Source organism: Polyangiaceae bacterium, from assembly GCA_016715885.1.
In the GTDB taxonomy this organism is placed as follows: Bacteria; Myxococcota_A; Polyangia; order Polyangiales; family Polyangiaceae; genus Polyangium.
The window spans coordinates 196,495-209,288 of record JADJXL010000001.1; the positions used below are offsets into that span (position 1 = coordinate 196,495).

The 12,794-nt window shown below is 59.9% G+C and carries 11 protein-coding genes; 6 read left to right on the forward strand and 5 right to left on the reverse strand.

What is annotated here, in order from left to right:
- Positions 1-10 precede the first annotated feature (10 nt).
- A complete protein-coding gene (locus IPM54_00920) occupies positions 11-763 on the forward strand; it encodes a hypothetical protein (GenBank protein ID MBK9258379.1) in 753 nt (250 codons plus the stop codon).
- Between the two features lie 9 nt (positions 764-772).
- Here IPM54_00920 and IPM54_00925 read toward each other — a convergent pair whose 3' ends face one another.
- The 3 genes from IPM54_00925 to IPM54_00935 form a co-directional block, all read right to left on the reverse strand.
- Entirely contained in the window at positions 773-2,056 is a 1,284-nt protein-coding gene (locus IPM54_00925) for a GAF domain-containing protein (GenBank protein ID MBK9258380.1), read from the reverse strand.
- 93 nt (positions 2,057-2,149) lie between these two features.
- Complete coding sequence (locus IPM54_00930; protein MBK9258381.1) at positions 2,150-2,695, reverse strand: hypothetical protein; 546 nt, start codon at positions 2,693-2,695, stop codon at positions 2,150-2,152.
- A gap of 119 nt (positions 2,696-2,814) precedes the next feature.
- Positions 2,815-4,428 carry an ABC transporter substrate-binding protein gene (locus IPM54_00935; protein ID MBK9258382.1) on the reverse strand — a complete coding sequence of 538 codons (1,614 nt, stop codon included), beginning with the start codon at positions 4,426-4,428 and terminating at the stop codon, positions 2,815-2,817.
- A gap of 145 nt (positions 4,429-4,573) precedes the next feature.
- On the opposite strand from IPM54_00935, the gene IPM54_00940 reads away from it, so the two are divergent.
- Complete coding sequence (locus IPM54_00940; GenBank protein MBK9258383.1) at positions 4,574-5,329, forward strand: SUMF1/EgtB/PvdO family nonheme iron enzyme; 756 nt, start codon at positions 4,574-4,576, stop codon at positions 5,327-5,329.
- 4 nt (positions 5,330-5,333) lie between these two features.
- On the opposite strand, the gene IPM54_00945 is transcribed toward IPM54_00940, so the two are convergent.
- Positions 5,334-6,716, reverse strand: coding sequence for an HAD-IG family 5'-nucleotidase (locus tag IPM54_00945; protein ID MBK9258384.1), 1,383 nt, complete (start codon positions 6,714-6,716; stop codon positions 5,334-5,336).
- A 275-nt stretch (positions 6,717-6,991) separates the two neighbouring features.
- Between IPM54_00945 and IPM54_00950 the strand changes: the two genes are divergently transcribed.
- Genes IPM54_00950 through IPM54_00960 form a run of 3 tightly spaced genes read left to right on the forward strand, consistent with a single transcriptional unit; the run spans position 6,992 to position 9,972 of the window.
- Entirely contained in the window at positions 6,992-7,882 is an 891-nt protein-coding gene (locus IPM54_00950) for a ferritin-like domain-containing protein (GenBank protein MBK9258385.1), read from the forward strand.
- Between the two features lie 6 nt (positions 7,883-7,888).
- Positions 7,889-8,587 carry an ABC transporter ATP-binding protein gene (locus IPM54_00955; GenBank protein ID MBK9258386.1) on the forward strand — a complete coding sequence of 233 codons (699 nt, stop codon included), beginning with the start codon at positions 7,889-7,891 and terminating at the stop codon, positions 8,585-8,587.
- Positions 8,584-9,972 carry an ABC transporter permease gene (locus IPM54_00960; GenBank protein ID MBK9258387.1) on the forward strand — a complete coding sequence of 463 codons (1,389 nt, stop codon included), beginning with the start codon at positions 8,584-8,586 and terminating at the stop codon, positions 9,970-9,972. Before IPM54_00955 ends, IPM54_00960 begins: the two co-directional genes overlap by 4 nt.
- A gap of 21 nt (positions 9,973-9,993) precedes the next feature.
- Here IPM54_00960 and IPM54_00965 read toward each other — a convergent pair whose 3' ends face one another.
- A complete protein-coding gene (locus tag IPM54_00965) occupies positions 9,994-11,403 on the reverse strand; it encodes an ATP-binding protein (GenBank protein ID MBK9258388.1) in 1,410 nt (469 codons plus the stop codon).
- 185 nt (positions 11,404-11,588) lie between these two features.
- On the opposite strand from IPM54_00965, the gene IPM54_00970 reads away from it, so the two are divergent.
- Positions 11,589-12,791 (forward strand): pyridoxal phosphate-dependent aminotransferase, encoded by a 1,203-nt coding sequence (locus IPM54_00970; protein MBK9258389.1) that lies wholly within the window; start codon positions 11,589-11,591, stop codon positions 12,789-12,791.
- The last annotated feature ends 3 nt before the right edge of the window (positions 12,792-12,794 follow it).

Genomic DNA, 12,794 nt, shown 5'->3' on the forward strand with positions numbered 1-12,794 from the left:
TCCTAGTGCAATGCGCAGGCTTGCTTGTTGGGGGTTTGTCGGGGTAGCGGTCGTGCTCGTGGCCAGTTGCGGGGCGCGTGTCGAAATACGCGACAGCGTAGGCTCGGGCGGGGCAGGTGGAGCAGGTTCGGGCGTTGGTGCAGGCTCGACCGGCAGCTCGGGAGGCATCACGAGTAGCTCGGGCGGCATGACGAGCAGCAGCAGCTCGAGCGGTATGACGAGCAGCAGCTCGAGCGGTATGACGAGCAGCAGTAGCTCGGGCGGTATGACGAGCAGCAGTAGCTCGTCTTCGAGCGGCGGCGTCATCTGTCCGGGTTTCGGTGACGAATGCACCGAATGTCTTTCGCTGCAATGCGCGGATATTTACTGCGCTTGTTACAACAACCCCCATTGCTTCCAGCTCAATGGTTGCGTGAATGGTTGCAATGGCGACGAGGTGTGTGAGCAGCAGTGCTACTCGATGTATCCGACCGGCGCATCGGATTTGTATGCGCTTTCGAGCTGCGGAGGACACAATTGCCCCGTGGAATGCCCGGGGACCCAGCCGCTCGAGCCATGCAGTGAATGCATGGTCGAAACGTGCGGCGACGAGCTTGATGCGTGTTTGGCATTTGCACCGTGCCTTGGGCTTTACAATTGTCTCGGTGGTTGCGGGAGTCTGGATCTGGTTTGCCAGCAGCAATGTTATTCGAGCTTCGGTGATGGTGCGCAGACGCTCCAGGTGCTGCTCGGATGTACCGAGAAGCAATGCCCGGATTGTTGAGATTTCCCGTCAGACCATCGCCATCGATTGAAGTTGCCGCTCGGCTTGCATGGTAACGATGGGCAAATAAATTCTGAAGCGCGCGCCCGATCCCACCTGCGAATCCACCGCGACATCCCCGCCGCCCGCCCGGGCAAACCCCAATACCACGGGCAATCCAAGGCCCGTTCCACGCTCACCCTTGGTCGTGAAAAAAGTATCGAAAATGCGGGGCAGGTGCTCCGGTGCAATGCCCTCGCCAGTATCGGCGACCGACAGGCAAACGTAGGTACCTGCGGGAAGCCATCGATCCAAACACCGAACTTCGCTGGCGCCCACCCGACAAACCTCCGTGCGGATGCGCACGCGCCCACCGTGCTTCATGGCTTGACCTGCATTGACCACCAAATTGATCAAGATGCGGAGCAGATCGAGCGACGCGACATGGACGCGCGCGGTGCCCGCCATCGTCTCGAGCTCGAGCTTTGCATTCGGCGCAAGCCGTGCGAGCAAGGTCACCGAGCTTTGGACGATTTCGTCTACGCATGTGTGCTGCTGGTGCTCGATGCCGCGCCTCGACAGGGACATGAGCTGGCGTACGAGCGCTGTGGCTGCGGCCGTGGATTCCGCGGCGTCGCGAAAGCTCTCGTCGCGATACGTTTGCGCGTTGGCGCTGGATGCCAGCTCGATGGAGATGGAGGTTACCTGGAGCAAGTTGTTGAGATCATGGGCGATCGAGGCAACGGCGGTGCATATCGCTTCGGCTCGGCCGATGTCGATCGACGCCCAAGATGCGGCGCGCAGCCGAGTTTGTCCGAGCACCAAATCGAGCGCCATTTCCTCGAGCAGCGCGATTTCATCGTCGTCGAAGGCGTTTGGCTCTGCCGCATACAGGTTGAGCGCCCCCAAGCAGCGCGGGCCGTCGAGCAGCGGTAGCGCCGCGGAAGATGCATACCCGCGAGCGAGCGCGTCGGTACGCCATGGAGCGAAGCGGTCGTCCGTTGCGATATCGCGAGCGATGTGCGGCCGCCGCTCGCGAATTGCGCGGCCCGTGGGCCCTTGCCCGTGGGCATCGTCCGCCCACGTGATGCGGATCGACGCGAGATATCCTGCCTCATAACCGGCCTGAGCGACCGGTCGAACGATTTTGTCCACGGGCGAAGTAAGCCCCACCCACGCGAGCTTGAACCCCAGATCATGAACCGCGACGTGGCATACATCGCTCAGGAGCTGAGCCTCGCTCGTGGCAGAGGAGACAACGTTATGGCAGCGGATGAAGGCCTGGTACGCTCGCTCGAGTTTCTTCACCTTCATGATATGGAGCAGTACCCTAACACGGCGCTTCTCGATTGTATCGAAGAAACGTCCGGACTGCAGCGAGCACTCGTGTGGCTGAGCGGATAGGGGCTACTCGACGAAAACGGCGCCCGCCATGGTTGGCAGGTGATATTCGCAATAATACGGGTACGTGCCTGCGGAATCCATGGTGAAGGTGACGGACGACCCGGCCATGGTTTGTTTGATTGGGCTTGTCGGATCGGGCTCTGGCGGTGCGCCTGCGGTGGTCGTACCGCCGACGATGGGATGAGCGGCGAAATCGCCCTCGAACGTGACGGCCGTACCCTTCTTTACGCGAATGCATGCCGGGCTGAACGTAAAGCCGCCAGCTCCAACCATGATCTTCACGGTCGCATTTGCAGTTTCATCTTGTGCCGTTGCGGAATCGCATCCGTTCACCTTGATGCTCATTCCGCCACCGCCACTGCCGCCAGCTCCGCCCATTCCAGCGCCGCCTCCAGCGCCGCCGCCTTCGCCTCCCATTCCGCTGCTCGACGAGGAGCTCGACGTTCCATTTCCAGCAGCGCCCGAGGACCCATCGGTTCCATCGCTGCAGCCACCAAGTGTTCCAACAGTTCCAAGACAAAGAATTCCCAAGATCGCGACGTAGCGCATGTCACTCCTTCGACGGCCAGGTACATTGGGCCGTCTCGTAACGTCCATCTTAGCGTTGCAGGTGCTCGAACGACAAGCGTTTTGCGCGATTGGTCATGCGAAGCATGCGGCGGGGTGATTCACGCACCGACGAGGTAGGTATCGCGTAAGAAAATATCCCGCGCAGGATGTCGGATTGGCCCGCGCACGTGTGGTTTTCGCACGTCGAGCGATGCGAGAAAGTAATGCCATACGTGCGGGCAATCATCCACGATGATGTTTTCCGCTTGGCGATACATCGAGAGCCTCTTTTCGACGTTTCGCTCCGTGCGTGCAGCATCGAGTAATCGATCGACTTCGGGATTTGCGTACCGTGAATCGTTCGTTCCTGCGTCGATCATTCGGCTGTGGAATTTCACTTCGAGAAAGTCCCACGGATCGGGGACGTCCATCGTCCACGAGGAAAACGCAAATTCCATGTGACCCTGCATCACGGCATTGATGTAGGCCGGGAACGTGAGCGTTTCGATGTTCATGCGCACGCCGACTTTGGCCAGGTCGGCTTGCATCGACAAGGCGATCTTTTGCGCCATTTCGTCGCGCAGGGTCGTGAACGTCACTTCGAGGCCGCGAGCGTACCCGGCTTCGGTCAGCAACTTCCGCGCTTTCGCGGGATCGTGCGGCCACACGGGCCTGCTCGCATCGTGACCTGGAACGGTGGGGGGCAAGTATCCATTGGCGGGTATGGCTCGCCCATTCGACAATCGTTCGGTATCCGTCTTGCTGATGGCATAATTGAATGCTTGCCGCACGCGCTTGTCATCGAATGGTTTTCGCCGCGTGTTCATCGCGTCGGCCGTCGTTCCCGGAAGCGGCATTCGCTCGGTAAAGGGAGCCCAAGCTGGTTCTCGAGCAAGCAAAATGGCATCACTGCATATTCGGCCATCCAAAATGTCGAGCTCACCATGCAGGAATGCGAACAGCATCGTTTCTCGCGGCAGGTTGAGACGCAATCGAATCGAATCGAGGTACGGGCGATCGCCGTTCCAGTAAAACGGGTTTCGGTCCAGCACCACTTCTTGCGCTGGACGAAATTCTCGCAATACAAAGGGCCCGGTGCCCAGCGGCCGCTCGGAAATCCCTTGCCCGACGCGTTCGACATGGCTGCGCTTTTGCGGGGTCGAACCCACGAGCGCCAAGAGCAGCGGAAAGGATGGATCCGGACGTTCGAGGTGTATTTCGAGCGTTCGCGGCCCGAGAACGCGAATGCCTCGAACTTCTTTCGCGTGTCCTTCGACCCGAGCCGTCGCACCGTCGATGCCCCGGAAAAACTGCGCCGCTGGAGACGCCGTTTCAGGCGCCAAGAGCCGGTCGAAGCCGTACGCGTAATCCTCCGCGAGCACCGGCTGCCCATCGGAAAAACGCACACCCTCACGCAATTCGAATTGCAGCGTTTTCCCATCCTCGGATACCGACCACGACGACGCGAGCGAAGGGACCAAAGCTGTCGGGTTTGGCGCATTCGAGGGCGCGAAATCGAGGAGCGTGTCGTGCATGAGGTTGCCAACGATCAACGAAACCTGATCGATCGTTCGAGCGGGATCGAGCGTCTTGACGTCTTCACCAAGCGAAAACCGCAGCGTTCCCCCGCGCCTTGGCGCGGCATCTTTTTCGACCAAAGGCGGCGGAAGCGGGAGGCTTTCCGAGGTGCAGCCCACGAGCGCAGCCGAGCCCGAGGCGGCCAGTGTCGCCAAGAAATCACGACGGGAGGTTCTGCTCGTCAGCATTGTTTTCCATGGCAGCACGTCGAAGCTGCGTGTCAACGGTCGAAGCTCGGTCCGCAGGATATTTGCTCCCTGGCCGAGCATGCGCTATCGAAAAGATAGGTCGAGTGTCCGCATGAACACCCGAAACCGATGGCCTTCTCCGGTGATGATGGTGCTCGCGAGCGTCGCTCTGCTCGCGGTGACGCTCCCGGTGCCGTCGAATGCTTCGGCCAAGGGGCGAGGTTGTCCCGCGGACATGGCGAACATCGGCGGCAAGTACTGCATCGATCGGTACGAGGCGCATACCGTCGAAATCATTGGCAAAAACAAGACGCGTTCACATTCGCCCTACGTGCCCGTCGATGGCTTGCGCGTTCGAGCCGTGAGCAAAAAAGGCAAAGTGCCTCAAGGCTACATCAGCCGCGATCAGGCCGCCGAAGCATGCGCGAACGCGGGCAAACGCTTGTGCACCGACGATGAATGGATCGGCGCCTGTCGCGGCAAAAAGCCCACGACGTATCCCTATGGCGAACAGCACGTCGCGGGGCGCTGCAACGACAAGGGCGTGTCGTCATTCAACGCGCTCTATGGTTTAGGCGGCGCAGCGCCGTCCAAAGACGCCTATTCGTTCGAGAACATGAACAATCCGCAGCTCAACAAGATGAAAGGCACCGTCGCCAAGAGCGGCGCGCACAAGAAGTGCCGATCGAGCTACGGCGTCTACGACATGGTGGGCAATCTGCACGAATGGACCGCGTCGAAATCCGGCACGTTCCGCGGTGGGTATTACCTGGACGTGCACCAAAATGGCGATGGCTGCGAGTACAAAACCACCGCCCACAACGGCCGCTACCACGACTATTCGACGGGTTTTCGCTGCTGCAAGTGACCCTCTACAATTCGTGCGGCATCAAATCCCGCGGGCTTCGGTAATACTGAAGCGGCGAATACGACAGCATGTTCGACACGCGTGACGTGTAAATGCACGCGTACTCCTCCACCTGATCACCAAAGCTGCTCGGCTCGATCGACTCCTTCATGAGCGACCCCCAGAACGGGTGAAACTGCAAGTCGATCTCCCGCTCCAGCTTCGACGAATCGGCATCCACGGCCCGCAAAAGCCCCCGGATGCGCTCCACCGCTCGCTTCGTCCGCGACCGTTCGATGTCGTGTGCCGACACGCCGTTCTTGCCCGACTCGTCTTCGATCTTCCGCGTCAGATCCTTGAAACGCTGCTGGTAGTACCGCAGTTGGTCCTCGAGCTCCTCGCGGCGTTGTTCGAGCTCGGCGCTCTCTTGATGCTGCTCACGACACGCTTCGTGTGCAAGCACTTCGGCCTCCATCTCTTGGATGATCATGGCCGTGCGCCAAGCCGACTCTTTCTTTGACCTCAAAATATCGCCGTAGATGTGATCACCGACGTAGAGGATGCGATCGCCGGACACACCGAGAGCCGCTTCGAGATCGTGCAAGTTTCCACCCTCGTAGATCGCTCCTCGTTCGAGCGGCGCGGAGGCGGGCCTGATCGTTTCGCCGTCGCGTTGAAACAGCGGCCGTCGCTCTTCGAAAAACGCAGGCTTCTGTGCTGCGACGATGACGAGGTCGAAGTAGTGCCGGAAGCTCGGGTACTCGGGCATCGCGTTGCCGAGCAGGTACGTCATCATCTGTTCGGTGTAGGGCCAGCGCGAGTTCGTTAGGAGAAACAGCTTTTTTCCGGCCGATCGAAATTTGTGTAGCGTCGATGCAAGAAGCGGATCGCGTTCCACGAAACGCGGCAGGTCGCTCGAAACGACGTCGAGGATCGAGCCGTCGCGGTGCGCTTCGTCGATGCTTTCGCGGATGTCGGCAAACAGGCGCGCGTAATCGAGCTCGATGGAGCGAGCGTCGAAGGCGTCGACGATGCCGGCGTAGAGCGTCGCTTCACTCAGGGCGTAAAGCGTGTCGATGAAGTGGTAGCGGCCGGTGTTCGGCTTGAGCCTTTTCTGGTGGTAGAGCGATCGCAGTTCGTCTTTGCCGAGCTCGCGCAGGCCGTGGAAGCCTTTGTGGACCACCTTGAAGCGGTCCATTTTCAGGACGTTGCCGTAGCGCTTGTCGATGAGCAGACCGCGGATTGGAAAGTCGATGGGCCAGCGGATTTCGCGAAGAATTTCGTCGGGATATCCGCGCCTGACAAGCTTGGGGATCGTGGCGGCGATGGACAAGTTGTCCATCTCGGCCTGGTTGTAGATCGCCAGCGTGTAGTCCATGTCGAACCCAACCCAATCGATGCCTGCCATCTTCAGGTTGCGGTTCACGAACACACGGCGCGTGCGCGGGATGCGCGCGGGTGCAGCCGGCGTGAGATGTCCCTCGAACGGAAGAGTGAGCTGTTCGAACGTCACGGGAGAGCCATGGTCATGCTAGCCCATCCGCGAAAGCCCCGCGCGTCGCGACGACGCATCTCGCGTGCAAAAGATCGCCGCGTCTTCCGCGCCATCCTTCGTTGCCGTCAAAGGCGTGTCCAGCACGGCCAAATGCGCTATCTTCCGCCCCCAACGCGTTCGAGGTAACGATGGCGAAGAATACGGAGAGCGGTCCGTTGCGGCGACCTACGTCCTGGTGGCTCCGCATGCTGCAAAAACGTGCCGAGCGGATGTACGAGGAAAAGCTCGACCTCTCGGAGCCGATCGTATGGGCGTCGGAGGCAGAACGACAAGCAGCGATCGCATTTTTCAACGCCGCCTATCGCTCCGAGGAATCCGGTCTTCGTCAAGCCCACGAGCTCGCCGAACAAGTTGCTGCATGGGATCCCGAGCTTGCCGAGTGTCTTCGCCTCTACGGGAACGAAGAAGGCTGGCACCGCGAGCTACTCACGGAATTTCTCGACTACCTCGGCGGCACCGTGCGTCCCATGGGCCGCGTAACGGGCACGTTTTTTCACCTTTACGCCAAGGCCAAACGTATCGAGACGATTGTCTTGACGAACCTCATGTTCGAGACGATCGGATCGACCACCTACCGCCTCGCGCTTCGTCGCGCCAAACATCCCGCTGTTCGGCACATCCTCACTGTCCTCACGCGTGACGAGTCGTTTCACGTACCGCTCAACGTTCACTTCTTGCGCGAAGCTCTCGCACGTCAGCCAAACACTTCGCGCTTGCGACTGCGCGCCATCTTCAACTTGCTCTACGTCGCGCTCTGGCTATCCGCCTACGCAAGCAGACGACGTGCAGAAGCGTTCGATCACATCCCGTTCGAAGTGTTGTCGCGCGCGTACGCGGAACATCTCGCGCGGCTCTTCCTGAAGGAGAGCGATTTGGATCTGCGTCCGCCGGCATTTTTACTGCGTTTGTTCGGTTTGTCCGAGGACGAGCTGCATCGCGGCGAAGACATCATCGGCATCGGCGTGCAAGCGGCCGAAGCGGCAGTCGATCGCCATCGCGTCGCCGTGGAAGCACTTTGACCACCAATGGATGTTCCGGCCATCCGTGCAGAGCACGTCACGCGCGTACATGATGCCGGCAAAGGCACGCGCCACGCGCTCTCCGACGTCGACTTCATGGTGAACAGCGGCGAGTTCGTCGCGGTGCTCGGGCCGAGTGGCTCGGGCAAGAGCACGCTCCTCTCGATCATCGGCGGACTCGATCGTGCCTACCAGGGCAAGGTTTTTCTCTGGGGCGACGACATCGGCGTCGGCACGATGAGCGACACGCGCCTTGCGCGTCTCCGAGGCAAACACATCGGGTTTGTCTTTCAACACTTTCACCTGCTCTCGCACCTCACGGTGCTCGAGAACGTCACGACCCCGGCGCTCTTCGATCCCGAAGCGGACGAAGCGCTGGACGTTCGGCGAGCGAAGGAGCTGCTCGAACGACTTGGTTTGTCTGATCGAACCATGGACACGCCTGCGGAATTGTCTGGAGGCCAGCGACAACGCGTCGCGATTGCGCGGGCACTCTTGCGTAAGCCCAAACTTTTGCTCTGCGACGAACCTACGGGGAACCTGGATGCAGAAACCGGTGCGCAGACGATTGCTCTGTTCGAGGAGCTCTATCGGCAAGATGGCTTGACGATCGTTGCCGTGACGCACGAGGAACGTCTTGCGCGCGTTGCGAGCCGCATCGTTCGGTTGCAAGACGGGCGTGTCGCAACGCTGGAGAATTCATGAAGCTGTCTGCGCTCGTGCGACTCGTTCGGCGGGACCTCGTTCGATCACGCGGGGCGCTTGCATCGAGTGCGTTTGGCATCGCGGCTGGATCGGCCACGCTGGTGTTTTTCCTGGCACTCGGGCTCGGCGTGCGCACCGTGCTTCTGGGCGATGTGTTTCCGATTCATCGCGTCGAGCTCGAACCTCCAAAGGCGCGAGATCCAGGTCTCTTGGGCTTGCTCTTGGGCGCGGGCGAAGTGCCTGGCATCTCGCCGAAGGACATCGAAACGATCGCGGCCGCGCCTGGCGTGAAGCACGTGCTCCCGAAGTTGTCGCTCGCGTTTCCTGCAAGCGCGCGTGGCGGGCGCGAGCTGCTCGGGCACGACGTTGGTTCGAGCGAGCTGCCGGGTGACGGCATCGAACCGATGCTCGCGGCGACGGACGTGCGGACCGATGTGTTTGCCGACCCGATGGATGCTGCCGGTCCCACGTGCAAGGACGACGCTGCATGCGGGCCGGACAAGTATTGTGAACTGCCGAGCGGTGCTACGTCAGGACGTTGCTCGGCACCGGTGCCTGCGATTGTCAGTCGGTATCTGGTGGAGATTTTCGACAAGACGATTGCGCCGGCGCATGGTTTTCCGGCCGTTGGGCAAACGCTGGTTTCGCGTGCGCAGAGCGTGACGTTCAACATGCGGCTTGGCGAGAGCCTTCTTGGGCGAGCGAAGCAGGGGGCGCCGCGCACGGTCAAAGCGAAGATCGTGGGCATTTCGCCGAGCGCCGTCGATTTGGGGCTCACGTTTCCGATTGGCGTGGTCAAACGTTGGAATCGTGAATATGGCGGAGACCGCGCAGCCGAGCGTTATTCGAGCGTCGTGGTCGAGGTCGGGTCTGGGGCGGACGTTGCGCCGGTGGTTACTGCGGCGGCGCGTATTGGACTCACGCCGAAAGATTCGCGAGCGCGTGACGTGAGCGTGCTCATTTCGGGCGTCATGGCGTTGCTATCGCTCGTTGCGGGCGTGATTCTGATCGTGAGTGCAGCGAGCATTGCACAAACGTTTCGAGCACTCGTGCTCGAGCGTCGTTCGGAGATTGCGCTTTATCGGGCGGTTGGTGCGGCATCTGGCGAGATAGCTGCGTGGACGATTTCCCTTGCGGCCGTGGTTGGTATTTCCGCGGGAGCGGTGGGGCTCGTCGTCGCGCGCATTTTGGCATTCGTGGCGGATGTATTGGCTGCGGAGAAGCTCCCGGATTTCCCGTTCAAGCCGTCGACATTTTTTGCGTTTCCGTGGTGGCTTTGGCTCGTCGGATTGGGGTTTTCGTTGCTGTTTTCGGTGCTTGGAGCCATAGGGCCCGCGCGAGCTGCGTCGAAAGTGGATCCGGCGAAAGCGCTTTCGGGTAGTTGACGCGACGATTGGCTGCGAACGCTAGGAAGACTTGGGATCTGCATAGAGATCTTCGAGATCGTGCCAGATGACGCTATCGTGTTCGGCACGTGGACGTTCACGTACGAAAATGCGTCGACTTATGGTTGCTCCACGCTGGTTTGGATAACGGCCGACCTTGCTTTGCAGCTCGGCAATGAGGGCGGATGCACTGGGGGTTTTGCCCCATTTGCATTCACCCAGATCGGTGATTCCATCATCGCGCAGACCGACGATGTCGATTTGAACGTTTTTGTCCCAATATTGTCCGACGTCGAACGATGAGGAAACCCCTTCGCGATTGTAGATGACTGGCAATGCTTCGCGACAAAGGCGTTCGAACGAGTGTCCGAAGTATGCATCGAGCGCGGGGCGGATTCTATCGGTGAGGGTGCGATTTGGACCCATTTGCGCAATGAAGCTCGTATTCGGGTAAACGAACCGGAACCAGAAACGAAGGAGTGGGTCGTCGAGCTCGTAATGGACGTGTCGTGCAACGGGAGCTTTTCCGGTGAGAGGATACCGACGCGCGATGTAGCCCAGTTCGAGCAAGTGTTTGAAGTAGTATTGGAGGGCCCGGTCATCAATACCAGTGCGGAGAGCGAGTTCGGAGGCCGTGTGCGCGCCGAGTGCCATCGCGACCAGGATGGAATAGTAGCTGGAAACCTCGCGCAGCTCTTCACGTAGAAGAAAATCTGGTTCGTAACGCAATGGTGCAAATTCGGTCAGGATGGCCTCGGCAATGTTGGATTCTACGGATCGACGTGGAGAGAAGCTACGGAGGTAAAGGGGAATGCCGCCACAAATGAAGTAGGTTTTGGCTCGATCGATGAGCGAGTAGCCCGGATGAAAGAGCGCAGCTTCTCGATAATCGAAGGGGCGGAGTTTGATTTGTGCGGTTCGGCGTCCAAAAAGTGGGCTTTTCTTACCCAGAACCTCGCGCTCCATGAAGCCTACGTAAGAGCCGCAGAGAATGAGCATGACCTTGGGCGACCGTTTCCAGTGCAAGTCCCAGAATTCCTGCAAGACGCTGGGTAATTCCGGGCTTTGTTCCACGATCCACTGAAATTCGTCGAAGCACAGCACCAGTTTTTCTGTGGATCGCCATTGTGATACCACGGCGTTGATCGCGACTTTCCAGCTATCGGTGGAAAGGGAAGCGAGGAGGGGTTCACCTAGGACGGCGGCTGATTCCTCGAGGAATTCACGGATCTGCATGGCCGCGGGTGCCCGCTTGCCCAAAAAGTAGATGCCTTTGCGCTTGGTCAGAAACCGTAGGATGAGCTCACTTTTGCCGACGCGGCGTCGACCGTAGATGGGGACGAAGGAGCTGCGTTGGGCGTCGTGTTCCGCCTCGAGCATTCTGAATTCGGCGTCGCGGCCGATGAAGTTGGAGATAGGCTGAGGGTTCACGGAGACCGTCCTCGTTCATCGCACACGATAGTCGCCTGTGGGAAACTTGTCAAGTCTAAACTAGCCAAGTCGTAACTTGTCAAGTTGCAACTTGTCAAGTTTAAGATTGACTAGTTGCAGATGCACCGTACCAACCTGCGAATTTCTTGCATTTGGGCGCCGTTAGCAGCAAGCTCGCACCTCGCATGACCCCCCTCCGCTTCTCCCGCCGCACCGCGTGGGACCGCTCCGAGAACCCCCTCGCTACCCTCATCCGCGACGCTCGCCGTTCCGGCCGGCCCCTCGTCGACCTCACCGAATCGAATCCTACTCGCTGCAACATCGTCAATACCGACCACCTCATTGCACTTTTCGGGCATCCGCGTGGCAGTGCCTACGAGCCGCATGCGCTTGGCCATCCGGTTGCTCGCGAAGCCGTGGCGCGTTATTTCGCTGAACGCGGTCTTCCCGCCGATCCTGACCGAGTCGTGCTGAGCGCGAGCACGAGCGAGGCGTACGCGTGGATCTTCAAGCTTCTCTGCGAACATGGCGATCGCGTGCTGATACCTGCGCCTTCCTATCCGCTCTTCGATTATCTCGCGCGGCTCGAAAACGTCGAAGTCGACCGCTATCCTCTCGTGCGCGAAGAGGCCTGGCGCATTGATTTCGATGCGCTCGAGGGAGCCATCGTAAAAGCCGAAGGGCGCGCACGTGCCATCGTTCTGGTACATCCGAACAATCCCACGGGGTCCTTCGTGCGCCGAGACGAAGCGGTCATGTTATCGACGCTCGCTGCGAAACACGGCCTTGCGCTCGTCGTGGACGAGGTTTTTGCCGAGTATGCACACGGAGCTCTGCCCGACAATCGATTGCCGAGTTTTTCAACCGAACGAAATGCGCTCACGTTCGTCATGGCCGGCCTATCCAAAAGTCTGCTTCTGCCCCAGTGCAAAGTCGGGTTTACATTGGTATGTGGCCCGGATGCGCTCGTGCAAGAAGCCATCGCGCGTCTCGAAGTCGTTGCGGATACGTACCTTTCCGTATCGACTCCAGCGCAGCTCGCACTTCCCGAATTGCTGGCCGCTCGTCACGGCATTCAAGCCGCGGTACGCACGCGCGTCGCCGACAACTTGGCAGCGCTCGACAAGGCCATAACAAACGCCGGTTCGCATGCGGCCGTTCGACGTTTACCCACGGACGGCGGCTGGTACGCCATTCTGGAGGTCGCTCGGACGCGGGATGAAGACGCCTGGGTCGAATTACTCGTGCGTGACCATGGCGTCATCGTGCACCCGGGATATTTTTTTGAAATGGATCGCGAAGGGTTTCTCGTGGTGAGCCTTTTGCCCGAGCAGGCTCGGTTCGCCGCTGCAATCGAATCCGTCGTGGCGACCGTCGCGCACGGCTGATGC

What these genes read in the sequence shown, in the direction of transcription:
- IPM54_00955 (MBK9258386.1), top strand. Translation starts at nt 7,889, where the DNA reads ATGGATGTTCCGGCCATCCGTGCAGAGCACGTCACGCGCGTACATGAT.
- IPM54_00970 (MBK9258389.1), top strand. Translation starts at nt 11,589, where the DNA reads ATGACCCCCCTCCGCTTCTCCCGCCGCACCGCGTGGGACCGCTCCGAG.
- IPM54_00925 (MBK9258380.1), bottom strand. Translation starts at nt 2,056, where the DNA reads ATGAAGGTGAAGAAACTCGAGCGAGCGTACCAGGCCTTCATCCGCTGC.
- IPM54_00930 (MBK9258381.1), bottom strand. Translation starts at nt 2,695, where the DNA reads ATGCGCTACGTCGCGATCTTGGGAATTCTTTGTCTTGGAACTGTTGGA.
- IPM54_00920 (MBK9258379.1), top strand. Translation starts at nt 11, where the DNA reads ATGCGCAGGCTTGCTTGTTGGGGGTTTGTCGGGGTAGCGGTCGTGCTC.
- IPM54_00940 (MBK9258383.1), top strand. Translation starts at nt 4,574, where the DNA reads ATGAACACCCGAAACCGATGGCCTTCTCCGGTGATGATGGTGCTCGCG.
- IPM54_00945 (MBK9258384.1), bottom strand. Translation starts at nt 6,716, where the DNA reads ATGGCAGGCATCGATTGGGTTGGGTTCGACATGGACTACACGCTGGCG.
- IPM54_00950 (MBK9258385.1), top strand. Translation starts at nt 6,992, where the DNA reads ATGGCGAAGAATACGGAGAGCGGTCCGTTGCGGCGACCTACGTCCTGG.
- IPM54_00960 (MBK9258387.1), top strand. Translation starts at nt 8,584, where the DNA reads ATGAAGCTGTCTGCGCTCGTGCGACTCGTTCGGCGGGACCTCGTTCGA.